This window comes from Cupriavidus sp. MP-37 (assembly GCF_020618415.1).
Classification (GTDB): Bacteria; Pseudomonadota; Gammaproteobacteria; order Burkholderiales; family Burkholderiaceae; genus Cupriavidus.
Genome location: NZ_CP085344.1, coordinates 3,338,538 through 3,362,310, shown reverse-complemented (window position 1 = coordinate 3,362,310; position 23,773 = coordinate 3,338,538). Strand labels below are relative to the sequence as shown.

Sequence of the window (23,773 nt, the reverse complement as noted above, 5' to 3'; positions counted from 1 at the left end):
GGCGCAAAGAAGAACCAGGAGGAGATCATGAAGACAACACAACCGGGCCGGCTCGAACGCTTTGCCGAAGCCTGCATACGAAGGCGGGCCTATGTCGCAGGCCTGTTCCTGATGGTCACCGCATTGATGCTGGTGGCCGCGCTGCGCGTGGAGGTCAGGACCGTCTTTGACGACCTGTTGCCGCGCAGCCATCCCTATATCCAGGTCCACGAGCAATATAAGCACGCCTTCGGCGGCTCCAACGTGGTCAGCGTCGTGCTCGAAGCCGAACAGGGCGATATCTTCAACACGGCCTTCCTGAACAAGGTCAAGACGGTGACGTCGGCGCTGCAGCAGGTGGACGGGGCCAACCAGTTCCAGATCGTCTCGCTGGCATCGCGCAAGCTCAAGGAAATCCGCGGCTCCACGGAGGCCATCGATTCGGCGCCGCTGATGTGGCCGGACGTGCCGCAGGACGCGGCCGGCCTCGACGCGCTCAAGCAGGCGGTGCTCAACAATCCGCTGGTCTATGGCGCCTATGTCTCCAGGGACTTGCGCGCGGCGCTGGTCACCGTCGACTTCTATGAGGGCTCGGCCGACTACAACAAGATTTTCCCGCAGGTGCGGGCGATTGCCGATGCGGCGCGTGGCGACGGCGTGCGCGTGCGCGTCACCGGCGAGCCCATCCTGTATGGGTGGGTCAGCCACTTCCTGCCCGAGACGCTGCACATCTTCATGCTGACGGTCGGCTGCCTGGTGCTGCTGCTGTTCGTGGTCGCGCGGACCTGGCGCGGCACGCTGCTGCCGTTGCTGGCGGGGCTGAGCAGCGCGATCTGGGCGCTCGGTGCCGCGCGCCTGCTGGGTTACAACCTCGATCCGCTGGTGATCGTGATTGCCTTCCTGATCACGGCGCGCGCGATCTCGCATTCGGTGCAGCTGGTGTCGCGCTTCGACGAGGAACTTGCCGCGGGCAACGACACCCCGCGCGCGGCGGCGCGCGCCAGCATGCTGCAACTGTTCAAGCCCGGCATGCTGGGCGTGGTGGCCGACGCCGGCTGCATGGTGGTGGTAGTGCTGACGCCGATCCCGCTGATGCACAAGGTGTCGATCATCGGCACGATCTGGGTGCTGACCATCGCGCTGAGCGCGTGCGTGATGACGCCGGTGCTGCTGTCGTGGGTACGCGATCCGCGCGGCCACGCGCATCGCCTGGACCTCGGCCCGGCGCTGGACCGCATCCTCGGCGTGTGCGTGCGCACGGCGACGTCGCGCTGGCGCTATGCCGTGCTGGCCAGCGCGGTGGCGGTATTCGGCGTCTCGGCCTGGTATGCCACCCGGATCCAGGTCGGCGATGCGCAGCCGGGCTCGCCGATCCTGTGGCCCGACTCGACCTACAACCAGGATGCCGCTGCCATCAACCGGCAGTTCCAGGGTGCCGACCGCCTTTACGCGGTGTTTGCCGGGCACCAGCCCAATGCGGTGAAGTCGCCCGAGGTGCTGGCGAGCATGGCGGGCATGCAGCGCTATATGGCGGCGCAGCCGGAGATTGGCGGCAGCACATCGATCGCCGACGTGATCCCCATGGTCCGGCGCGTACTCAACGAAAACAACCCGCGCTACCAGGAACTCGGCGGCACGGCGCAGGAGAACGGCGAGCTGATGTACATGTTCGTGTCGGGCTCCGATCCCGGTGACATGGCCCGCTTCACCGATGCGCAGGCGCGCAACGCCTCGGTGACCTTCTTCTTTCGCGACCACCAGGGCGACAGCATCCGCACCGCCATGGCGCGCCTGAAGGAGTACGTCGACGCGCATCCGCTCGCGCAGGGCACCTACCAGCTGGCCGGCGGCCTGGTCGGCGTGCTGGCCGCGGTCAACGAGGTGATCCTCGCCGGCCAGATCGAAAGCATCGCGCTGGCACTGCTGGTGCTGGTGCTGTGCTGCGCGGTCGCGTACCGCTCGGTCACGGCCGGCATCTTCTTCATGGTGCCGGTGATCCTGTCCAACACCATCACCTTCAGCTACATGGCGTGGAAGGGCATCGGCATGAATCTCAGCACGCTGCCGGTGGCGGCGCTGGGCATCGGGCTTGGCGTCGACTACGCCTTCTACATCGTCGATGGCATCAAGGAAAAGATCGCCGAAGGCAAGGACCTGCCGGCGGCCACGGTGGCGTCGCTGCTCGGCGCGGGCCGCGGCGTGGTGGTGACGGCGCTGACGCTGACCACCAGCGTGGTGCTGTGGTGCGCATCGTCGCTGCGCTTCCAGGCCGACATGGGCGTGCTGATGGCGATCTGGCTGTTCGTGTCGGCACTGAGCGCGCTGTTCATCATGCCCGCGATGGTGCTGGTGTTCCGGCCGGCGTTCATCGTAAAGCGAGCGGGCGCAGGCCATGCCGCCGGTGAGCGCGACATCTCGATGCATCCGGTGCCGGAGGCATAGAGGCCTGGTATCGACAAGAGCCAGAAATACAAGACCAACAGGAGGAGACCATGACAATGCATTCCCGCAAGAGGCGGCGGCAGCGCACCAGCGCCGCGGGCCTGGCGCTGGCGCTGCTGGCGGTGACGCCGCAGCTGCTGGCCGCAGAGGCCGAGGAACCGGCGGCGCCCGCCGCCCAGGACGCCGGCAGCGACCCCGGTAGCGACCCCGGCATTGACCCCAAAGGCGAGGACTACAGCTTCCGCCTCGGCGGCTATGCGCGCACCTGGGCATCGTTCAACCTGCAGAATCCGCCGGAGACCGGCCGCGACGACAGGTTCGCGCCGTCCATGCTGCGCGCCTCGCTGCTGCTCAATGCCGATGCCAAGACCGGGCCGGTGACATGGAAGGTGGTCGGACGGGCCGACGGCGAATACAAGACGCGCTACCTGAAGGACCTCGAGCAACTGAACCGCACCCACTCGCCGGGCGGTCCGGGCAGCCGGCTGATGGACCAGTACGACAACGCCGACCTGCGCGAGTACTACATGGATTTTTCGCCGGTGGAACGGGTCAACCTGCGCATCGGCAAGCAACAGGTGGTCTGGGGCGAGACCGACTTCTTCCGCGCCCTCGACCTGGTGCACGGCTTCGACTACCGCTGGCGCTCGTTCCTGGAGCGCGAGGGCGACGAGTTGCGCAAGCCGCTGTTCCTGGTCAAGGCCAAGGTCAACGTGCCCGAAGCCGATGGCAGCCTGCAGCTGCTGTACCGGCCGGGCCTCGACCGCAACCGCGACATCGGCAACAGCTATGACCTGTACGGCGGACGCTGGGCGGGGCAGCCCTACAAGGGCGTCGACTTCCTGGCGCCCGGGGCGCTCAACTACAACTACCGGCATCCCGGCGCCAATGTCAGCGACCAGACCGGCGGCGTGCGCTGGGAAGGCATCGCGGGCCCGGTCAACTATTCGCTGGCCTACCTGAAGACGTTCAACAACGATCCGGTGGTGAACTCGGCGTTCGCGCCGTCAGGGCGGGCGCCGACCGGCACGCTCGGCGACTTCATCTTCCCCAAGCTCGATTTGTTCGGCGCCACGGCCAGCGGCTATGTCCCCGCCATCGACGCGGTGCTGAGCTCGGAGCTGGTCTATACGCGCAATGCCCCCTACAACGTCGGCACCAACTTCTTTGGCGGGGCCTTGCCGGGCTTCGGCGGCATCATCAGGAAGGACGTGGTCACCACCATGCTGCGCATGGACAAGAACCTGAACCTGAGCCGGTTCCTGGGGACCAGCCGGCCGTCGTTCTTCTCGGTCCAGGTGTTCGACAAGTGGATCCAGAACTTCAAGCGTTCTGACGACATCGTCAATCTGGTCGGCTACGGCGCAGCGGCCAAGGAGCACTCCACCATCGCCACGGTGATCCTGGGCCTGAACTACCGCAACGACAAGATCAATCCGCAACTGGCGGCGGGGATCGACCTGCAGGGCCGAGGCGGCTTCCTGATCCCGAGCGTGGAATTCGTCTATGGCGACCACTGGCGTCTGGTGCTGGAAGCCGACCTGTTCTTTGCCAAGGACAAGCGCAAGGCCGGCCAGGTGGAAGGGTCGACGCGCCTGTTCGGCACCTTTGCCAACAACAGTCAGTTCCTGGCGCGGCTGACGCGCCAGTTCTGATGCATCCAAGTAAGGAGACACACCATGATTCGCATCCGCAAGACCATCGCGCTGTGCCTGCTGGCGGCGCTGGGCACCGCCTGCGCCGGGAGCCTGGCGGCCGAGTTGCCGGCGGGCACCGTGATCGACAAGGACAACCTCGACAAGATCAAGGGCGACACCTTCGACGGCCATACCATCGCCAGCCTGCTCACTGAGAAGCTGGAGTGGCAGATCCGCAATACCGGCCTGAAGATACCGCTGGCCCACGCCAAGCCGGTGCAGCTCGACCCCAAGTATCTGGAGGCGACGCGCAAGAACGCCGGCAAGGCGCAGTTCGACGAGAAGACCCGCGAGGTCACCGGCTGGGAGGCCGGCATTCCGTTCCCGCAGGTGAGCCAGAACGATCCCTTTGCCGGCGACAAGCTGATCTGGAACTTCTATTACGCATCGCCGGAAGGTGACGTCATCAACAACAAGGTGACCTTCCTGATGATCAGCGGCGACAAGGGGCTGGAGTCGACGCAGGACTGGGTGTTCCAGCGCTATTACATGAAGGGCAGGCTCAGCGGCGACAAGCCGGTGCTGGGTGACGGCAGCGTGCTGAGCAAGACGCTGTTCGCCGCGACGGCGCCGGAGGATATCCGCGGACTGGGCACGTTCACGATCCGCTACGACAGCCCGAAGCTGGAAGACAGCTGGGCCTATATCAAGTCGGCCCGGCGCACGCGGCGGCTGTCGGGGGGCGCGTGGATGGACCCGGTGGGCGGGCTGGATGTGCTGAACGACGACATCTATGTCTGGAACGCCAGGCCGTCCTGGTATCCGAAGATCAAGCTGTTGGGCAAACGCTGGATTCTGGCAAGCTCGGACGCGAAGCTGGGCTATACGCCGTCGAAGAAAGGCACGCCCGACGAATGGAAGACCGTGGACCTGAAGAACCCGCCGTACTGGAATCCGGTGCAGACCTGGCAGCCGCGCGAGGTGTGGGTGATCGAAGGCACGCCGCCGAACGAGCATCCGTACGGCAAGAAGGTGGTCTATATGGACGTGAACTATCCGCGCGTCTACATGGGCGAAGCCTATGACAAGAAGGGCGAGTTCTGGAAATTCATCAACTTCCATATGACACCTTCCACCGGCGAGGACGGCACCAAGTATTCGTCGTCGATCCAGGGCGACATCATCGACTTCAAGGCGCGCCATGCCTCGATCTACCTGTTCCGCGGCTACAAGCTCAATGAAGCCAGGATCAAGGAAGCCGACATGACCTACACCGCGCTCGAATCGATCGCCAAGTAACGGTCTCGGGCCGGCCGCAGCGGCCGGCACCTCCGCCATCAGCTTGCCGGCCGCCAGCGCGGCCACAGGAGTCAATCATCATGGAAATCCGGACAATGACGGACGAGCAGCGCAAGGCCGTGGCGCTGGAATACTTCAGGCGCATGGACCGGGGCGAAAGCGTGCTCGACCTGTTCGACGAGCACGCCGAATTCTGCTTCCCCAAGTGGGGCGTGGCCCACGGGCGCACGCAAATCGGCCAGCTGTTTGCCGACCTGATGGGCATCCTCGAGTCGGTGCGCCACGATATCGCCCATGTCAACTTTATCCAGCAGGGCGACCTGGTGGTGGTGGAGGGCACGTCGTCGGGCATCCTCAAAAGCGGCGAGCGCTGGCGTGCCGGCGTGACCCATGCCGGACACTGGTGCGATGTGTTCGAGATCCGGGATTTCCGCATCCAGCGCTGCTATGTCTACCTGGATCCGGACTATGGCGGGCAGGATGTCGCGCGCTACCCCTGGCTGCGCCAGCGCAGCGGAGACGCAACGCCCACGTGACGATTGCCCCGGCGCCGGTGGATAATCCGCGTCATGGAAATCAAATGGCTTGAAGACTTCGTCAGCCTGGCCGAGACGCACAGCTTCTCGCGCTCGGCCGAGCTGCGCCACGTCACGCAGCCGGCGTTCTCGCGCCGGATCCAGTCGCTGGAGGCGTGGGTCGGCACCGAGCTGATCGACCGCTCGAGCTATCCCACCAGCCTGACCCCGGCCGGCAAGGTGTTCTACGAGCAGGCGCTGGCCATGCTGGCGCAGGTCAGCGAAACCCGCGCGCTGATGCGCGGCCAGCGCTCGGCCAATGCGCAGGTGCTGGAATTCGCGGTGCCGCATACGCTGTCGCTGACCTTCTTCCCGGAGTGGCTCAAGGCGCTGGAACGCAAGCTCGGCACCCTGCCGTGCCGGCTGCGCGCGCTCAACGTCCATGACGCGGTGCTGATGCTGGTCGAAGGCGGCTGCGACCTGGTGATGGTCTACCACCACGCGCGCCAGGCCATCCAGCTGGATCCGGCGCGCTACGACATGCTGGTGCTCGGTACCGAACGGCTCTCGCCCTACAGTGTGCCGGACGCCGCCGGCAAGCCCCAGTTCCGGCTGCCGGGAACCGACAAGAAGCCGGTGCCGTTCCTCAGCTATACGCCCAACGCCTTCCTCGGCCGCATGGTCGACCTGCTGCTGGCCGAGACCACCGAGGCGCTCAAGCTCGATAAATGCTACGAGACCGATATGGCCGAGGCGCTCAAGGTGATGGCGCTGTCTGGCCACGGCATGGCCTTCCTGCCTGAAAGCGCGGTGCGCGAAGACGTCGCGGCGGGGCGGCTGGTACGGGCCGAGTCGGCGCGCGGCCTGCCGCTGTCGATCGACATGGAGATCCGGCTGTATCGGGAGAAGCCGGGCGAGAACGGTGGCGAGCGGCGCGCCGGGGCGCGGCGCAAGCGGCAGCTGGTGGACCAGGTGTGGGGGACGCTGACTTCGGCTGGCTAGCGCGCACCGCTGGTTTACTCCCCTCTCCCGCTTGCGGGAGAGGGGCAGGGGGTGAGGGCAGGCGCTGGCATACCGAATGCCTGGACTTAGTGGCTACGCCAGCCCTCACCCCAACCCTCTCCCAAAGGGAGAGGGAGCACCCAATCGGTTCGTCAAAACGTTATGCATGTTTTGCATGATGGGATGAACAAACGGCATTGGATTCCGACCGGCCGCCAGGCCTAAGCTTGCGCCCATCTTCCACCCCGGAACCCACCCGATGTCTTCCGCAGCACCGACCAACACTGCTGGCCAAAAGCACGCACTTCCGTCTTACCTCGATGCCGACAACCTCGGCCCCTGGGGCATCTACCTGCAGCAAGTCGACCGCGTCACGCCCTACCTGGGCTCGCTGGCGCGCTGGGTCGAGACCCTGAAGCGCCCCAAGCGCGCCATGATCGTCGACGTTCCCATCGAGCTCGATAACGGCACCATTGCCCACTTCGAGGGCTACCGGGTGCAGCACAACCTGTCGCGCGGCCCGGGCAAGGGCGGCGTGCGCTTCCACCAGGACGTGACGCTGTCCGAGGTGATGGCGCTGTCGGCCTGGATGTCGGTCAAGAACGCGGCGGTGAACGTGCCGTATGGCGGTGCCAAGGGCGGCATCCGCGTCGACCCGCGCACGCTGTCGCAGGCCGAGCTGGAACGCCTGACGCGCCGCTACACCAGCGAAATCAACATCATCATCGGGCCGAGCAAGGACATCCCGGCGCCCGACGTCAACACCAACGCACAGGTGATGGCATGGATGATGGACACCTATTCGATGAACTCCGGCAGCACCTCGACCGGCGTCGTGACCGGCAAGCCGATCTCGCTGGGCGGCTCGCTGGGCCGCCACGAGGCCACCGGCCGCGGCGTGTTCGTGGTCGGCTCCGAGGCCGCGCGCAATATCGGCCTCGAGGTCAAGGGCGCGCGCGTGGCGGTGCAGGGCTTCGGCAACGTCGGCGCCGTGGCCGCCAAGCTGTTCCATGAGGCCGGCGCCAAGGTGGTGGCGGTGCAGGACCACCGCACCACGCTGTTCGACCCGGCCGGCCTGGACGTGCCGGCGATGATGGAACACGCCTCGCACAGCGGCACCATCGACGGCTTCCGCGGCGAAGTCCTGCGCAGCGAGCAGTTCTGGGAAGTCGACTGCGACATCCTGATCCCGGCAGCGCTGGAAGGCCAGATCACCGCCGAAAACGCGCCGAAGATCACGGCAAAGCTGGTGATCGAGGGCGCCAACGGCCCGACCACGCCGCAAGCCGACGACATCCTGCGCGAGCGCAATATCCTGGTCTGCCCGGACGTGATCGCCAACGCCGGCGGCGTGACCGTGTCCTACTTCGAATGGGTGCAGGATTTCTCCAGCTTCTTCTGGACCGAGGAAGAGATTAACCAGCGCCTGGTACGGATCATGCAAGAAGCCTTCCGGGCAATCTGGCAGGTGGCACAGGAAAACAAGGTGACGCTGCGCACGGCGGCGTTTATCGTGGCCTGTACGCGGATCCTGCAGGCGCGCGAAATGCGCGGCCTGTACCCCTGATCGGGGCAGGCAGGACCGGGACGAGCACTGGTATGGTGCAGTGCAATAAATCGTCCCGGCCCGTGGCTTCATGAGCGTCAGACGCGGTCTCCGGCAAGCGCCGGAGACCGCGTTGTCGTATCCGGACGCGCTGCGCACGGATTGCCCCGAAGTGGGGTTCTAGGAGAAAACCCAGTTGTATTGCGGCGGATGCTGCGCAATACTGTTTCACCAGTGGGGGTTTTATTCTTAGAATCCCGCTTTCTCTTCATGGTCAAGGAGATGTTATGAATTTCGCCAAGTTGGCTGCCCTGATGATCGCCGGGGGTGTCATGTGCGGGACGGCACAGGCAGCCGAACAACTGACGGGCACGCTGAAAAAGATCAAGGACACGGGCGTCATCACGCTCGGCGTGCGCGAGTCGTCGATTCCGTTCAACTACAACCTCGGCGGCGTGCGCCAGGTCGGCTATTCCTACGATATCAACATGAAGATCGTGGAAGCCATCAAGGACCAGCTGAAGCTGCCGAACCTGCAGGTCAAGGAAATTCCGATCACCTCGCAGAACCGCATCACGCTGCTGCAGAACGGCACCATCGACATCGAGTGCGGCTCGACCACCAATAACCTGGAACGCCAGAAGCAGGTCGCCTTCACCAATTCCATCTTCATTATCGGCACCCGCATCATGGTGAAGAAGGATGCCGGCATCAAGGACTGGGCCGACCTGAAGGGCAAGAACGTCGTCACCACCGCCGGCACCACGTCGGAGCGCCTGTTGCGCAAGATGAACGACGACCAGAAGCTGGGCATGAACATCATCAGCACCAAGGACCACGGCCAGTCGTTCCTGACGCTGGAATCGGGCCGCGCGGCCGCCTTCATGATGGACGACGCGCTGCTGTACGGCGAGCGCGCCAAGGCCAAGAACCCGGCCGACTGGATCGTCGTGGGCAAGCCGCAATCGCGCGAGTCCTACGGCTGCATGATCCGCAAGGACGACCCGCAGTTCAAGAAACTGTCCGACACCGTGATCGCCGGCATGATGAAGGACGGCTCGATCAACACGCTCTACACCAAGTGGTTCATGCAACCGGTTCCGCCCAAGGGCCTGAACCTGGACTTCCCGCTGTCCGAAGACATGAAGACGCTGATCAAGGCGCCTAACGACAAGGCGCTGGACTGACCTGCCGTTGACAGCACTGCGAAACGGAAGGCATGTCCTTCCGTTTCTTTTTGAGGACGCAACATGAACTACAACTGGCATTGGGGAGTTTTCCTCGAACAGGCCGCCCAGAACGAGACCTACCTGGACTGGATGATCTCCGGCCTGAAGGTCACGCTCGCGCTGGGGCTTTCGTCCTGGGTCATTGCCCTCGCCATCGGCTCGGTGCTCGGCGTGCTGCGCACGGTGCCGAACAAATGGCTGGCCGGCATTGCCGCCACCTATGTCGAGGTTTTCCGCAACATCCCGCTGCTGGTGCAGCTGTTCATCTGGTACTTCGTCGCGCCCGAGCTGCTGCCCGGCGGCGAGGCGATCAAGCAGATGAACCCGTTCGCGCAGCAGTTCCTGGCCGCCATGCTGTGCCTGGGGACGTTTACCGCCGCGCGGGTCTGCGAGCAGGTGCGCTCGGGCATCAACTCGCTGGCGCGCGGGCAGAAGAATGCCGGCCTGGCGATGGGCTTTACGCTGCCGCAGACGTATCGCCACGTGCTGCTGCCGATGGCATTCCGCGTCATCGTGCCGCCGCTGACCTCCGAGTTCCTGAATATCTTCAAGAACTCGGCGGTGGCGTCGACCATCGGCCTGCTGGAGCTGGCCGCGCAGGGGCGCCAGCTGGTGGACTACACCGCGCGTCCGTATGAATCGTTCATCGCGGTCACGCTGATGTACGCGCTGATCAACGTCACCGTGATGCTGGTGATGCGCTGGGTCGAGGCCCGCACGCGCGTGCCCGGCTTCATCGGCGGCAAGTAAGGGGGCGCCATGGCTTATTCCTTCGATTTCACCTCGATCAACCCGAGCACGCTGCACGTGCTGGGCGAGGGCATGATGGTCTCGCTGAAGATCACCGTCACCGCGGTGGTGGTCGGCATCATCTGGGGCACCATCCTGGCGATGATGCGCCTGTCGTCGTTCCGGCTGCTGAACTGGTTCGCGCAGGGATACGTGACCATCTTCCGCTCCATCCCGCTGGTGATGGTGCTGCTGTGGTTCTTCCTGATCATCCCGCAGGTGCTGCAGGGCATCTTCAACCTGTCGCCGGCGACCGACCTGCGCATGACCTCGGCGCTGGTGGCGTTCGCGCTGTTCGAGGCCGCGTACTACTCCGAGATCATCCGGGCCGGCATCCAGAGCGTGTCGCGCGGGCAGATGTTTGCCGCGCAGGCGCTCGGCATGACCTACGGGCAGTCGATGCGGCTGGTGATCCTGCCGCAGGCGTTCCGCAACATGGTGCCGCTGCTGCTGACGCAGGGCATCATCCTGTTCCAGGATACGTCGCTGGTGTACGTGAGCGCGCTGGCGGACTTCTTCGGCCAGGCCTACGGCATCGGCGAACGCGACGGCCGCATCGTCGAGATGCTGCTGTTCGCCGGGCTGGTGTACTTCATCATTTGTTTCTCCGCTTCGCTGCTGGTCAAGCGTTACCAGAAAAAGGTGGCTGTATGATCGAAATCAATAACGTTTCCAAGTGGTACGGCTCCTTCCAGGTGCTGACCGATTGCACCACCAAGGTTGCCAAGGGTGAAGTGGTGGTGGTGTGCGGCCCGTCGGGTTCGGGCAAGTCCACGCTGATCAAGACCGTCAACGCGCTCGAGCCGTTCCAGAAGGGCGACATCCTGGTCGACGGCACCTCGGTGGGCAATCCCAAGACCAACCTGCCCAAGCTGCGTTCGCGCGTGGGCATGGTGTTCCAGAACTTCGAGCTGTTTCCGCACCTGTCGATCACCGAGAACCTGACCATCGCGCAGATGAAGGTGCTGGGCCGCTCGAAGGACGAGGCCATGGCCAAGGGCCTGAAGTACCTGGAGCGCGTGGGCCTGAAGAACCAGGCGGAGAAGTACCCCGGCCAGCTGTCGGGCGGCCAGCAGCAGCGCGTGGCGATTGCGCGCGCGCTGTCGATGGACCCGATCTGCATGCTGTTCGACGAGCCCACTTCCGCGCTCGATCCGGAAATGGTGAACGAAGTGCTGGACGTGATGGTGCAGTTGGCGCAGGAAGGCATGACCATGATGTGCGTAACCCACGAAATGGGCTTCGCGCGCAAGGTGGCCAACCGCGTGATCTTCATGGACCAGGGCAAGATCGTCGAGGACGCCGACAAGGAAGAGTTCTTCGGCAATATCGACGCCCGTTCGGAGCGCGCGCGCCAGTTCCTGTCGAAGATCCTGCATCACTGACGAACTGCCGGCCCCATGGAAAAGGGACGCCCAGGCGTCCCTTTTTTCATGTCCCGGAGGTGCTCAGGTACAAGCCGTATTGGCCGCGTTCTTGGCCTGGACCTCGGGCGGGATCGGCACGCTCAGCGTCATGGTCGGGCGCCCGTGCTCGAACATGATCAGCTCGCCGGGGGCGAACTGGGTCCAGGTCTCGTTGTCGGTCAGCGGCGCGGTGGCGATCACGGCGACGCGGTCGTCCGGCGTGGTGACCTGGGCGAAATCGATCGACAGGTCGGCGTCGATCAGGTGCGCGGTCGAGAACGGCCATTGCCGCACGATGTAGTAGAGGCGGGTCGAGCAGTGGGCGAACAGCGCCTGCCCGTTGCACAGCAGGTAGTTGAACACGCCGTGCAGCGTGATCTCGCGGGTGATGTCGGCCAGCGCGTGGCCCAGCTCGTTCAGCGGCGGCTGCGAGCCCGGGAAGCGCTTGCGCAGGCCTTGCATCAGCGTGCAGAACGCCAGTTCGCTGTCGGTGTCGCCGACCGGCTGGTAGACCCCGGACAGGAACGGGGTAAAGCCGTGCAGGTCGCCGTTGTGGGCAAAGATCCAGTGCCGGCCCCACAGTTCGCGCATGAACGGGTGGCAGTTTTCCAGCAGCACGGTGCCCTGCGTGGCCTTGCGGATATGCGAGATGACGTTCTTCGACTTGATCGGATAGCGCTTGATCAGGTCCGCCACCGGCGAGGTGCCGGCGGACTGGTTGTCGATGAACAGGCGGCAGGCCTTGTCTTCGAAGAAGGCGACACCGAAGCCGTCGGCGTGGTGGTCGGTCAGGCCTCCGCGCGCGGCAAAGCCGGTGAAGGAGAACGTCACGTCGGTCGGCGTGGCGCAGTTCATGCCTAGCAGCTGGCACATGTCGGGGCACCGGTCGGCAGGGGGCTGCCGCTTTGCAATAGAATGCAGGCATTATCCCGCGCGCCCGCGCCGCTGCCAAGCAAGCCGCGGCCGCTCCGGTGCGGTCCGATGGCGCCGGCCATGGCGCCTCCCTACCTGCTAGCAATCCCGAGAACGATGAGCCAATACAAGATTGCCGTGATTCCCGGAGACGGAATCGGCACGGAAGTCATGCCCGAGGGCATCCGCGTGATGGACGCCGCGGCGCGCCGCTTCGGCATCGATTTCCAGTGGGATCACTTCGATTTTTCCAGCTGCGACTACTACGCCCGCCACGGCAAGATGCTGCCGGACGACTGGTTCGACACGCTGGTGAAGTACGACGCCATCTACTTCGGCGCGGTCGGCTGGCCGGATACGGTGCCGGATCATGTCTCGCTGTGGGGCTCGCTGCTGCAGTTCCGGCGCTCGTTCGACCAGTACGTGAACCTGCGCCCGGTGCGGCTGATGCCAGGCATCAAAAGCCCGCTGGCCGGCCGCCAGCCCGGTGACATCGACTTCTACGTGGTGCGCGAGAACACCGAGGGCGAGTATTCCAGCATCGGCGGCCGCATGTTCCCCGGCACCGAGCGCGAGATCGTGGTGCAGGAAACCGTGATGAGCCGCACCGGCGTCGACCGCATCCTGAAGTTCGCCTTCGAGCTGGCCCAGAAGCGCCCGAAAAAGCACCTTACCTCGGCGACCAAGTCCAACGGCATCTCGATCACCATGCCGTACTGGGACGAGCGGGTCGAGGCCATGGCGGCGCATTACCCCGGCATCAAGGTCGACAAGTACCACATCGACATCCTGACCGCCCATTTCGTCCAGCATCCGGACTGGTTCGACGTGGTGGTGGCGAGCAACCTGTTCGGCGACATCCTGTCCGACCTGGGCCCGGCCTGCACCGGCACCATCGGCATTGCGCCGTCGGGCAACATCAATCCGGACCGCACCTTCCCCAGCCTGTTCGAGCCGGTACACGGCTCGGCCCCGGATATCGCCGGGCGCGGCGTGGCCAACCCGATCGGGCAGATCTGGTGCGGCGCCATGATGCTGGAGCACCTGGGCCATGACGACGCCGGCGCCGCCGTGCTGGGCGCGATCGAGCAGGTGCTGGCGGCCGGGCCCGGGCACGCGCCGCTGACGCGCGACATCGGCGGCAAGGCCGGTACCGCCGACCTGGGCCGCGCCATCGCGGAGGCGCTGTGAGCGCCGGCTTCGCGGGGGACGCCCGCGCACTGCTGCTCGAGACCTTCCACGCCGCGGTGGCGGCGGCCGATCCGCTGCAGATAGTCGCGCGGCACCTGCCGCCGCCGCACGCGGGCGGCCGCACGCTGGTGGTGGGCGCGGGCAAGGCCGCGGCGTCGATGGCCGCGGCGGTCGAGCGGGCCTACGCCGGCAAGGCCACGCTGGAAGGACTGGTGGTCACGCGCTACGCGCACGGGCTGCCGACCGACCATATCCGCGTGATCGAGGCCGGCCATCCGGTGCCGGACGAGTCGGGCGAGCGGGCCGCGGCGGAGATCCTCACCGCGGTGCAATCGCTGACGCCGCAGGACCGGCTGCTGGTGCTGGTTTCGGGCGGCGGCTCGAGCCTGCTGTCGCTGCCGGCCGAGGGTATTCCGATGGCCGATCTGAAGGCGACCACCCGCGAGTTGCTGCGCTGTGGCGCGCCGATCACCGACATGAACATCGTGCGCAAGCACATCTCGCGCATCCAGGGCGGCCGGCTGGCGCAGGCGAGCCAGGCGCCGGTGACCACGCTGATCGTCTCGGACGTGGCCGGTGACGATCCCAGCGCGATCGCCTCGGGCCCGACCGTGGCGGACCCGAGCACGTTCGATGACGCGCTGCAGATCCTGCGCCGCTACGGCGCCCAGGTGCCGGCCAGCGTGCAGTCGCACCTGGAACGCGGCGCGCGCGGCGAGGTGGCGGAGACGCCCAAGCCCGGCGATCCTTTGTTCGATCGGGTCGACAACATCATGATCGCCACCGCCCACGGCAGCCTCGAGGCCGCCGCCGCGCTGTTCCGCCAGCGTGGCATCACGCCGGTGGTGCTGGGCGACACCGTGACCGGCGAGGCGCGCGAAGTGGCGCGGGTCTATGCCGCGCTGGTACGCGAGATTCGCGCGTACAATGCGCCGTTTGCCGTGCCGGTGGCGCTGATTTCCGGAGGTGAGTGCACGGTCACTTTGCCGGCCGGCGGCGGCGCGGGCAAGGCGCGCGGCGGGCGTTGCTCGGAGTTCCTGCTGTCGCTGGCGGTCGAACTGGCAGGCATGCCTGATGTGTATGCGATCGCCGCCGACACCGACGGCATCGACGGCTCGGAAGACAACGCCGGCGCGCTGGCCGACCCGACCACGCTGGCGCGCGCCGAGGCCGCGGGCATGCCCGGCCAGCGCCAGCTGGACGCGCACGATGCCTGGGGCCTGTTCGATGCCATCGGCGACCTGGTCGTCACCGGCCCCACGCGCACCAACGTCAACGACTACCGCGCCATCCTGATTCTCTGATTTCGACGAACGCCGGCCGCCGTGCGCGGCAGGCCCAAGCTAGCCATGACCCAGAAGCTCACCATCACCCGCCCGGACGACTGGCACCTGCACCTGCGCGACGGCGCGGCGCTGGCCGCCGTGCTGCCCGACACCGCCCGCCAGTTCGCCCGCGCCATCATCATGCCCAACCTGAAGCCGCCGGTGACCACGGTGGCGCAGGCGCAGGCCTATCGCGCCCGCATCCTGGCGGCGCTGCCGGCCGGCATGACGTTCGAGCCGCTGATGACGCTGTACCTGACCGACAACACCAGCCCCGAGGAAATCGCCGCGGCCAGGGCCAGCGGCTTCGTGCATGGCGTCAAGCTGTATCCGGCGGGCGCCACCACCAACAGCGATGCCGGCGTCACCGATATCCGTCGTTGCTACCCCGCGCTGGAGGCCATGCAGCGCGTCGGCCTGCCGCTGCTGGTGCACGGCGAAGTCACCGATCCGGCCATCGATATCTTCGACCGCGAAGCCGTGTTCATCGAGCAGGTAATGACGCCGCTGCGCCGCGACATGCCCGAACTGAAGGTGGTGTTCGAGCACATCACCACCAAGGATGCGGCGCAGTACGTGCGCGACGCGAGCGGTCCGGTCGGCGCCACCATCACCGCGCACCACCTGCTCTACAACCGCAACGCCATCTTCACCGGCGGCATCCGCCCGCATTACTACTGCCTGCCGGTGCTCAAGCGCGAAACCCACCGCGAAGCGCTGGTGGCCGCCGCCACCTCGGGCAGCGAGCGCTTCTTCCTGGGTACCGACAGCGCGCCGCACGCGCGCGGCCTGAAGGAACATGCGTGCGGCTGCGCCGGCTGCTATACCGCGCTGCATGCGATGGAGCTGTATGCCGAGGCGTTCGACGCCGCCGGCGCGCTCGACAAGCTGGAAGCCTTCGCCAGCTTCAACGGCCCGGCCTTCTACGGCCTGCCGCGCAACACCGGCACGCTGACGCTGGAGCGCGAGGACTGGGAACTGCCGGCTGAGCTGCCCTACGGCGACACCACGCTGGTGCCCCTGCGCGGCGGCGAAACGCTGCGCTGGAAGGCACGCTGAAGCCTTGCGCACGCAGCAGACCGCGGCCGGCGAGCACTTCGCCGCCGCGCTGGCCGGGATCGACTGGTCCCGGCCGTGGTTCCGGCCTTTTGCCGCACACGGCGCCGCGCTGGCGGCGGCAGTACAGGGCGGTGCCGACCTGCGCCGCGGGCTCGATGCACGCGCCGCGGCGCTGGACCTGCGCAATGCGCGCGGTTTGCCGCTGCGCTTTATCGCCCAGCACGGCCTGCCGCACGGCAGCGCCTACGAAGCGCATATCCACGCCACCGGCGAAGTCCCGACCCGCGACAATCTCCACGACTTTTTCAACGCCCTGGTCTGGCTGCATTTCCCGCACGCCAAGCGCGCGCTCAACCAGATCCAGGCGGAGGTGATTGCCCGCGAGGGCGTGCCGACCACGCGCGGCGGCGTGCGCGACGCGGCGACGCTGTTCGACGAGAACGCGGTGCTGTTCCTCAGTGCGGACGAGCGCATGACCGCGGCGCTCAAGGGGTTTGGCTGGAAGTCGCTGTTTGTCGATGCCCGCGCGGCATGGGGAACCGGCTGCGCGGTGGTGCCGTTCGGCCACGCGCTGCTCGAAAAGCTGGTGCAGCCGTACAAGTCGGTGACGGCGCATGCGTGGATACTGCCGCTCCTGCCCGGCGATACCGCGCTCGATACTGTGCTTGCCGAATCACTGCGAGCCGCCGCCACCGCCGGCGCATTGCGGGGCGGACGCAGCTTTGCGCCGCTGCCGGTGATGGGCATCCCGGGCTGGTGCGAAGACAACGCGCGGGCGGACTTTTATGCCGATGCCACCGTGTTCCGTCCCGGCCGGCGCGGCGACCGGGATGCCGGCTGACGGTCGGGCAACCGGGAGCAATCGGTGTTAGACTGCGGGCCGCAAAGCAGGCCAGGCAACCGCTGCCTGCACCGCAAGGTGCAGGGGGAGGAAAGTCCGGACTCCACAGGGCAGGGTGTTGGCTAACAGCCATCCACGGCAACGTGCGGAATAGGGCCACAGAGACGAGTCTTGCCGCCGGGTTCGCCCGGCGGCAAGGGTGAAACGCGGTAACCTCCACCTGGAGCAATCCCAAATAGGCAGGCGATGAAGCGGCCCGCTGAGTCTGCGGGTAGGGAGCTGGAGCCGGCTGGTAACAGCCGGCCTAGAGGAATGGTTGTCACGCGCCGCTCGCCGCAAGGCGGGCGGCGCGCACAGAATCCGGCTTATCGGCCTGCTTTGCTTCAGTCTTCGGCATGACCCGGCGCCCGCGCGGCACACCGGGTCGGCCAGATCTTCCTTCAGCCTTCGACGATTTCCAGCGTGTGCGTGATCTCGGCCGTCTTGGCCAGCATGATCGACGCCGAGCAGTACTTCTCGTGCGACAGCTTGATCGCCCGCTCGACGGTGGCGGGGTTGAGATTCTTGCCGGTCACCACAAAATGGAAGTTGATGCGGGTGAACACCTTGGGATCTTCGCCGGCGCGCTCGGCCTGCAGCTGCACGCTGCAGCCGGTGACGTCCTGGCGGCCGCGCTTGAGGATCAGCACCACGTCATAGGCGGTGCAGCCGCCGGTGCCGAGCAGCACCATTTCCATGGGGCGCGGCGCCAGGTTGTGGCCGCCGCCCTCAGGGGCGCCGTCCATGGCAACGATATGGCCGCTGCCGGTCTGGGCGACGAAGCTCATGCCGTCGGCGCCCATCCATGTTACTTTACATTCCATTTTGTTCGTTCCTGTGCGTCGTTTTGTCGGTTTGCGATCACAAGCGCGTGATCTCGAATCTTGCATTTTCCAGTATATGGCAACGTCAAGTTCGGAGCATCGGCGCCGATAACCTTAGGAAATCTGAGGGTTTCCTCTAGTATGTCACTTCAGTGACACCGCATGATGTTGGCTATGTCTTTGATTTTTAAGTAGAAAGCTAGTGTTTGGAAGGGGCGTGTGGTCTTTCGTAATACGAAATCGCATTTCGCACTGCAAATTTCCCTTGCATCCGGGCAAACCCTAGGTATAATTCCAATCATTGAACGACGGCGCTGACAGCGCGCCAGAGTGCGAAAGCGAAGCCTCCCGGCCAAGCCCTCCGCACCGCCCGCAGGCTCCTCCGTCGATCTCCAGGTGTCTCCTCCACCCTCCTCCTTTGGTGGATTCAAACCCAAGCTCAAACGCTTGGGTTTTTTTTCGCCCCTATTTTTTCGCCCCTGCTACCGCGGGGCCGGGCTTCAGCTGCGCAAGTGCGCCGGACGGCGCGGATCCGCCGCAATCCCGGCGATCTTGACGAAAACTTCAGTCTTTGCTTGTGCGGTCACTACGGCCGCCAGTATAATCGAGGGCTTTTCCGACCTGCCCGCGGAAGAAGACAGCAGGATCCGGCCACCCTCACGGGGCCACAAGACTTGCAGGGGCGAGCACAAGCCTTCGCGAGTCGGATTTCGGGCACGAACTCAAAGTCAGGAAAAATCATGAAGACCTTTTCCGCCAAGCCTCATGAGGTAAAGCGCGACTGGTACGTGATTGACGCGACGGACAAAGTCCTCGGCCGTGTCGCCAGCGAAGTGGCACGCCGTCTGCGCGGCAAGCACAAGCCGGAATTCACTCCGCACGTCGACACGGGTGATTACATCATCATCGTCAATGCAGCCAAGCTGCGTGTCACGGGTACCAAGGAAACGGACAAGAAGTACTATCGCCATTCGGGTTACCCGGGCGGTATCTACGAAACGACGTTCGGCAAGATGCAGCAGCGTTTCCCGGGCCGTGCCCTGGAAAAGGCTGTCAAGGGCATGCTGCCGAAGGGTCCGCTGGGCTACGCGATGATCAAGAAGCTGAAGGTGTACGCCGAAGCCGAGCATCCGCATGAAGCGCAGCAGCCCAAGGCGCTGGAAATCTAAGGAGGCCAATCCATGATCGGTAACTGGAATTACGGTACTGGCCGCCGCAAGAGCGCTGTGGCTCGTGTCTTCATCAAGTCGGGCAAGGGCGACATCGTCGTCAACGGCAAGCCCATCAAAGAGTATTTCGCTCGCGAAACCTCGCTGATGATCGTGCGCCAGCCCCTGGAACTGACCGCCCACGGCGAAACGTTCGACATCAAGGTCAACGTGACCGGCGGTGGCGAAACCGGCCAGGCCGGCGCAGTGCGCCACGGCATCACCCGTGCCCTGATCGACTACGATGCGACCCTGAAGTCGGCCCTGTCGAAGGCTGGCTACGTCACGCGCGATGCACGTGAAGTCGAGCGTAAGAAGGTCGGCTTCCACAAGGCGCGTCGTCGCAAGCAGTTCTCGAAGCGCTGATGCGTTTTCGCGGATCCGGCCAAGGCCGGATCTTGCGAGACCAGAAAAACCGCACGCTGGCCGTGCGGTTTTTTTTCGCCCGCGGGCTACGGAACCGGTGCGGCGCTGCCGTCATAGTGAGCTGGCCGCCATACTTTTGTGGGGTATCCGGCCGCACGCGGCTACAATCACGCCCTGTCGCCGACGGCAAGTCCGGCTTGCCGCGCGGTTGCGCCACGGGCAGGCCAGCCTGGCACGAACGAGAGAGGAGTGAGAGTCATGCTGTTTTCCAAGAAGAAAGGCCTTTCGATCGATACGCTGATTGGCGAAGACACCGCCATCGACGGCGACCTGGTGTTTGCCGGCGGCCTGCGCCTGGACGGACGCGTGCGCGGCAATGTCACCGCGGTAGCCGGCAAGCCCAGCATGCTGGTGGTCAGCGAGAAGGGCATGGTCGAGGGCGAGATCAGCGTCGGCCATCTGGTACTGAACGGCACCGTCAAGGGCCCGGTGCAGGCCGCCGACCTGCTGGAGCTGCAGCCGCAGGCACGGGTGCTCGGCGACGTGCGCTATGCCGCGCTCGAGATGCACCAGGGCGCGCTGGTCGAGGGCCGCCTGATGCCGATGGTGCAGGGTGAAGTCAAGGCCTTGCCGAACCTGGTGGAGGCCGCGCCGGTGGCCGAAGTGACGGAAGCGGCCGAAACGGAACCGGCCACCGCAGGCGAAACTCCGGCCGCCGGCGCCAGTCCCACCGAAAAGGCCGCGTAGCGGCGATGTCGATGTCGGGAACCCCTTGAAAACACAAGGCTTCGGCACGATTTCCCAGTAGCGCTTAGAATACAGGCGTATCTAAACAGGAGAACACCCCATGAACGCAGTCGCAGAGGCACCCGTTACCGAGGACGTGCCGGCACCGTTCGTCTTTACCGACAGCGCCGCCGACAAGGTCAAGCAGTTGATCGAGGAAGAGGGCAATGCCGAGCTGAAACTGCGCGTGTTCGTGCAGGGCGGCGGCTGCTCCGGCTTCCAGTACGGCTTCACCTTCGACGAGGAAGTCAACGAAGACGACACCACCATGGTCAAGAACGGCGTCACCCTGCTGATCGACTCGATGAGCTACCAGTACCTGGTCGGCGCCGAGATCGACTACAAGGAAGACATCAACGGCGCGCAGTTCGTGATCAAGAACCCGAATGCCTCGACCACCTGCGGTTGCGGCTCGTCGTTCTCGGTCTGAGCGATCCCGGCTTCAACAAAAAACGCACCTTCGGGTGCGTTTTTTGTTGTCCGGGCCGGCTTAGCGCACCGCGCGCCAGACCACCGGGAACCAGTCTTCGCGCAGGCGCTCGCCGGTCTGCTGGCCGATGCCGGGGAACGGCGGCGAGGTCCGCCCGGGGCGCTGCATGAAGCGCACATCGTCGCCGAGGAAACGGGCCGAGAACGCGCGGCGCCGCCCGCTGCCGGTATTGCCGGCGGCCCCGTGCACGGTGCGGAAGTCGAACACCACCGCATCGCCCGGCTCCAGCTCCGGGGCCAGCAGGGTGTGGCTGCCGTCTTCGACGTCCGGCATTTCCATGAAGGCGTCGTCGCCGCCATAGAAGTTTTCGTTGCTGGCCCAGCGCTTGGGCCGCACCAGCCGCGGCCAGCGATGCGAGCCGGCCACCACGCGCAGCGTATTGGCCTGCGTGACCGGGTCCAGCGGGATCCAGTAGCTCGCGGTCTGGGTGCCGTCGACGCAGTAGTAGGGCAGGTCCTGGTGCCATGGGGTGCGCTTGGCGGTGCCGGGCTCCTTGACCAGGATGTGCTCGTGGAACACCTGCACCGCCTGCGATTGCATGATCCGCCCGGCAATCGCGGCCGCGGCAGACTCGCGGATAAAGGCGGCGAACGGGGCGATGCGCTGCCAGTTGCAATAGTCCTCGAAAAAGCGCCCGCCCTCGCCGGCGCGGACGTTCTCGATGGCAAAGGGACCGGGCTCGGCCAGGTTTTGCGCAAAGCCTTCGCGCAGGCGCTCGACCCAGTCGGTAAAGGCGCCGCGCAAGACCAGCACGCCGTCGCGCTGGTAGGTGTCAATCTGTTCCCGGGTGATGTCCATGGCGATAGGTGTGGGGGCGATGGGCCCAGTATCGTCATGTCTGCTGGATAGGAAAAGCATATATTTCCTATGTTGCGATATAGGAAATCATGATCCCTTTCTCCTTCCGCCAGCTCGAGTACTTTGTCGCCGCCGCCGAGCACGGCAGCATCAGCGCCGCGGCCCGGGCGCGCCATGTGTCCCAGCCCTCGGTATCGACCGCAATTGCCCAACTGGAAGACACGCTGGGCGAACTGCTGTTCAGGCGGCAGGTCAGCCGCGGGCTGTCGCTGACCCCGGCCGGGCAGCGCCTGCTAGGCAAGGCCCGCGACGTGCTGGCGCTGGCGGCGGGGCTGACCGCCGACGATGGCGCCGGCCGCGGCCTGAGCGGCCAACTGTCGCTGACCTGCTTCCAGGACCTGGGCCCGTACTTCGTGCCGCGCCTGCTGGCCGGGCTGCGCGCGCGCCATCCCGGCATCGCGGTGACGCTGTTCGAGGCCGACCTCGCCACCGTCCATCGCACCTTGCAGGCCGGCAAGGCGGAGCTGGCCGTGACCTATGAGCTGGGCCTGGATGCCCGCACCGAGCGCCGCACACTGGCGGAGCTGGCCCCCTACGCGCTGCTGCCGGCCACCCATCCGCTCGCAGGCGGCGCCGACGTCAGCTTGGCCGACCTGGCCGCCGAACGGCTGATCCTGGAAGACATTGCCCAGACCCGCGAATACTTCCTGTCATTGTTCTGGGCCCATGGGCTGCACCCGGCGCTGCACCAGTACACGCAGACCTTCGAGATGCAGCGCGGACTGGTGGCGCATGGCTACGGCGTGGCGCTGTCGTGCACGCGCCCCGCGGGCGACCACAGCTACGACGGCGTGCCGATTGCCTGCCTGCCGCTGCGCGAGCCGGTGACGCCGCAACGCGTGGTGCTGGCGCGCTCGCCGGCGATGCGGGCATCGCCGCTGGCGCAGGCGTTCATGGATTGGGTGGAGGCGGAGGAGGTCGGCGCCGCGGCTCAGCGCGGGTAGATCGCGCCCAGCACGCGCGGCCCGGCGGCGCCGGTCACGGTGGGCACGTTGCCCGGCAGGCGCAGCAGGCACTGGCGCGCCAGCCAGGCAAAGGCGATGGCTTCGACCTGCGACACCGGCACGCCGTAGTCGTCGGAGGTTTCGATGGCCACGCCGGGCAGGGCCTGCGCCAGCCGCGCCATCACGAAGGCATTGCGGGCACCGCCGCCGCAGACGATCAGCCGGCGCGCACCGGGCGCGCAGGCGCGCACGTCACGCGCGATGGCTTCGGCGGTCAGCGCCGCCAGGGTGGCCTGCACGTCGGCCGGCGCGAGCTGCGGGAATGCCGCCAGCCGCGCTTCGAGCCAGCCGGGATGGAACAGGTCGCGCCCGGTGCTCTTGGGCGGCGGCGCGCTGAAATAAGGTTCGGCCAGGCACTGCGCCAGCAGCGCGGCGTCGACTTTCCCGCTGGCGGCCCAGTCGCCGTTGCTGTCGAAAGCCAGGCCGCGGTGGCGGCCGATCCAGTAGTCGAGCAGCGCATTGCCCGGCCCGCAGTCGAAGCCGCTGACGGCGCCGCCGGCCGCCGGCAGGATGCTGATGTTGGAGATGCCGCCGATATTGCAGGCCACGCGGGTCTCGGCGTCGCTGCCGAACAGCGCGTGGTGCAGCGCCGGCACCAGCGGTGCGCCCTGGCCGCCGGCGGCGAGGTCGCGGCTGCGGAAGTCCGCCACCACGTCGATGCCGGCCAGCTCCGCCAGCCGCGCCGGATGCTGGCTCTGGCGGGTATAGCCGATGCCGTCGTAGAGCCCGGGCCGGTGTCGGATGGTCTGGCCGTGCGCGCCGATCGCGGCCACCGAGGTGGCATCGATGCGCGCCTCGCGCAGCAGCGCGGCGACGCAGTCGGCGTACACCTGGGCCAGCGCGTTGGCCGCCAGGGCCTCGCGGTGGATCTCGTCCTCGCCCGGCTGCTGCAGCGCGCCGAAGGCCGCGCGCAAGGTGTCGGGGAAGGGCTGGCTGGCGGCCGCCAGCACCGCGGGACGCGCGCCGCTGAAATCGACCAGCACCGCGTCGGCACCGTCCATGCTGGTGCCGGACATGATGCCGATA

The 23,773-nt window shown here is 66.0% G+C and carries 23 protein-coding genes and 1 other RNA gene; 20 read left to right on the top strand and 4 right to left on the bottom strand.

The annotated features are described in order from the left end of the window. Nucleotides 1-27 precede the first annotated feature (27 nt). The 10 genes from LIN44_RS15470 to LIN44_RS15425 all read left to right on the top strand — a co-directional run bounded on the left by LIN44_RS15470 (nucleotide 28) and on the right by LIN44_RS15425 (nucleotide 11,823). On the top strand, nucleotides 28-2,421 hold the full coding sequence (locus LIN44_RS15470) for an RND family transporter (protein WP_227312831.1): 2,394 nt from the start codon (nucleotides 28-30) through the stop codon (nucleotides 2,419-2,421). 50 nt (nucleotides 2,422-2,471) lie between these two features. After that, on the top strand, nucleotides 2,472-4,076 hold the full coding sequence (locus LIN44_RS15465) for a DUF1302 family protein (RefSeq protein WP_227312830.1): 1,605 nt from the start codon (nucleotides 2,472-2,474) through the stop codon (nucleotides 4,074-4,076). 24 nt (nucleotides 4,077-4,100) lie between these two features. Next, nucleotides 4,101-5,357 carry a DUF1329 domain-containing protein gene (locus LIN44_RS15460; protein ID WP_227312829.1) on the top strand — a complete coding sequence of 419 codons (1,257 nt, stop codon included), beginning with the start codon at nucleotides 4,101-4,103 and terminating at the stop codon, nucleotides 5,355-5,357. An 80-nt stretch (nucleotides 5,358-5,437) separates the two neighbouring features. After that, nucleotides 5,438-5,893, top strand: a complete 456-nt coding sequence (locus LIN44_RS15455) for a nuclear transport factor 2 family protein (protein ID WP_227312828.1) — start codon at nucleotides 5,438-5,440, stop codon at nucleotides 5,891-5,893. 33 nt (nucleotides 5,894-5,926) lie between these two features. Beyond that, on the top strand, nucleotides 5,927-6,874 hold the full coding sequence (locus LIN44_RS15450) for a LysR family transcriptional regulator (RefSeq protein WP_227312827.1): 948 nt from the start codon (nucleotides 5,927-5,929) through the stop codon (nucleotides 6,872-6,874). A 259-nt stretch (nucleotides 6,875-7,133) separates the two neighbouring features. Continuing rightward, nucleotides 7,134-8,441, top strand: a complete 1,308-nt coding sequence (locus LIN44_RS15445) for a Glu/Leu/Phe/Val dehydrogenase (protein WP_227312826.1) — start codon at nucleotides 7,134-7,136, stop codon at nucleotides 8,439-8,441. 266 nt (nucleotides 8,442-8,707) lie between these two features. Continuing rightward, nucleotides 8,708-9,607: a glutamate/aspartate ABC transporter substrate-binding protein gene (locus LIN44_RS15440; RefSeq protein WP_227312825.1), complete on the top strand. Its 900-nt coding sequence runs from the start codon at nucleotides 8,708-8,710 to the stop codon at nucleotides 9,605-9,607. 63 nt (nucleotides 9,608-9,670) lie between these two features. Next, the gene (locus tag LIN44_RS15435) at nucleotides 9,671-10,399 is read left to right on the top strand and encodes an amino acid ABC transporter permease (RefSeq protein ID WP_227312824.1); all 729 of its coding nucleotides are present in this window, start codon (nucleotides 9,671-9,673) and stop codon (nucleotides 10,397-10,399) included. Between the two features lie 9 nt (nucleotides 10,400-10,408). Next, on the top strand, nucleotides 10,409-11,092 hold the full coding sequence (gltK, locus tag LIN44_RS15430) for a glutamate/aspartate ABC transporter permease GltK (protein WP_227312823.1): 684 nt from the start codon (nucleotides 10,409-10,411) through the stop codon (nucleotides 11,090-11,092). Continuing rightward, nucleotides 11,089-11,823 carry an amino acid ABC transporter ATP-binding protein gene (locus LIN44_RS15425; RefSeq protein ID WP_227312822.1) on the top strand — a complete coding sequence of 245 codons (735 nt, stop codon included), beginning with the start codon at nucleotides 11,089-11,091 and terminating at the stop codon, nucleotides 11,821-11,823. Before gltK ends, LIN44_RS15425 begins: the two co-directional genes overlap by 4 nt. A gap of 63 nt (nucleotides 11,824-11,886) precedes the next feature. On the opposite strand, the gene LIN44_RS15420 is transcribed toward LIN44_RS15425, so the two are convergent. Continuing rightward, nucleotides 11,887-12,717, bottom strand: coding sequence for a class II glutamine amidotransferase (locus tag LIN44_RS15420; RefSeq protein ID WP_111518363.1), 831 nt, complete (start codon nucleotides 12,715-12,717; stop codon nucleotides 11,887-11,889). A 156-nt stretch (nucleotides 12,718-12,873) separates the two neighbouring features. Between LIN44_RS15420 and LIN44_RS15415 the strand changes: the two genes are divergently transcribed. The 5 genes from LIN44_RS15415 (at nucleotide 12,874) to rnpB (ending at nucleotide 17,556) form a co-directional block, all read left to right on the top strand. Beyond that, a complete protein-coding gene (locus LIN44_RS15415; protein WP_227312821.1) occupies nucleotides 12,874-13,947 on the top strand; it encodes a tartrate dehydrogenase in 1,074 nt (357 codons plus the stop codon). Then, the gene (locus LIN44_RS15410; protein ID WP_227312820.1) at nucleotides 13,944-15,251 is read left to right on the top strand and encodes a glycerate kinase; all 1,308 of its coding nucleotides are present in this window, start codon (nucleotides 13,944-13,946) and stop codon (nucleotides 15,249-15,251) included. The genes LIN44_RS15415 and LIN44_RS15410 overlap by 4 nt, the downstream gene beginning before the upstream one ends. A gap of 45 nt (nucleotides 15,252-15,296) precedes the next feature. Next, nucleotides 15,297-16,331, top strand: a complete 1,035-nt coding sequence (gene pyrC, locus LIN44_RS15405) for a dihydroorotase (protein ID WP_227312819.1) — start codon at nucleotides 15,297-15,299, stop codon at nucleotides 16,329-16,331. A gap of 4 nt (nucleotides 16,332-16,335) precedes the next feature. Continuing rightward, nucleotides 16,336-17,172 (top strand): DUF3025 domain-containing protein, encoded by an 837-nt coding sequence (locus LIN44_RS15400; protein ID WP_227312818.1) that lies wholly within the window; start codon nucleotides 16,336-16,338, stop codon nucleotides 17,170-17,172. A 43-nt stretch (nucleotides 17,173-17,215) separates the two neighbouring features. Beyond that, nucleotides 17,216-17,556, top strand: an RNA gene (gene rnpB, locus LIN44_RS15395) — RNase P RNA component class A. A gap of 56 nt (nucleotides 17,557-17,612) precedes the next feature. Here rnpB and LIN44_RS15390 read toward each other — a convergent pair. Beyond that, the gene (locus LIN44_RS15390; protein WP_018008793.1) at nucleotides 17,613-18,035 is read right to left on the bottom strand and encodes an OsmC family protein; all 423 of its coding nucleotides are present in this window, start codon (nucleotides 18,033-18,035) and stop codon (nucleotides 17,613-17,615) included. A 740-nt stretch (nucleotides 18,036-18,775) separates the two neighbouring features. Between LIN44_RS15390 and rplM the strand changes: the two genes are divergently transcribed. From rplM to erpA, 4 genes are all read left to right on the top strand, one after another. Next, on the top strand, nucleotides 18,776-19,204 hold the full coding sequence (gene rplM / locus LIN44_RS15385) for a 50S ribosomal protein L13 (protein ID WP_010813907.1): 429 nt from the start codon (nucleotides 18,776-18,778) through the stop codon (nucleotides 19,202-19,204). Between the two features lie 12 nt (nucleotides 19,205-19,216). Next, nucleotides 19,217-19,609 carry a 30S ribosomal protein S9 gene (rpsI, locus tag LIN44_RS15380; RefSeq protein ID WP_018312775.1) on the top strand — a complete coding sequence of 131 codons (393 nt, stop codon included), beginning with the start codon at nucleotides 19,217-19,219 and terminating at the stop codon, nucleotides 19,607-19,609. Between the two features lie 258 nt (nucleotides 19,610-19,867). After that, nucleotides 19,868-20,356: a polymer-forming cytoskeletal protein gene (locus tag LIN44_RS15375; protein WP_227312817.1), complete on the top strand. Its 489-nt coding sequence runs from the start codon at nucleotides 19,868-19,870 to the stop codon at nucleotides 20,354-20,356. Nucleotides 20,357-20,456: 100 nt separating this feature from the next. Next, complete coding sequence (gene erpA / locus LIN44_RS15370; protein ID WP_010813904.1) at nucleotides 20,457-20,825, top strand: iron-sulfur cluster insertion protein ErpA; 369 nt, start codon at nucleotides 20,457-20,459, stop codon at nucleotides 20,823-20,825. Between the two features lie 60 nt (nucleotides 20,826-20,885). Here erpA and LIN44_RS15365 read toward each other — a convergent pair whose 3' ends face one another. Next, the gene (locus LIN44_RS15365) at nucleotides 20,886-21,683 is read right to left on the bottom strand and encodes a phytanoyl-CoA dioxygenase family protein (protein ID WP_227312816.1); all 798 of its coding nucleotides are present in this window, start codon (nucleotides 21,681-21,683) and stop codon (nucleotides 20,886-20,888) included. An 89-nt stretch (nucleotides 21,684-21,772) separates the two neighbouring features. Between LIN44_RS15365 and LIN44_RS15360 the strand changes: the two genes are divergently transcribed. After that, on the top strand, nucleotides 21,773-22,687 hold the full coding sequence (locus LIN44_RS15360; RefSeq protein ID WP_227312815.1) for a LysR family transcriptional regulator: 915 nt from the start codon (nucleotides 21,773-21,775) through the stop codon (nucleotides 22,685-22,687). Here LIN44_RS15360 and LIN44_RS15355 read toward each other — a convergent pair. Beyond that, nucleotides 22,675-23,763: an anhydro-N-acetylmuramic acid kinase gene (locus LIN44_RS15355; RefSeq protein WP_255638346.1), complete on the bottom strand. Its 1,089-nt coding sequence runs from the start codon at nucleotides 23,761-23,763 to the stop codon at nucleotides 22,675-22,677. The genes LIN44_RS15360 and LIN44_RS15355 overlap by 13 nt on opposite strands. Between the last annotated feature and the right edge of the window lie 10 nt (nucleotides 23,764-23,773).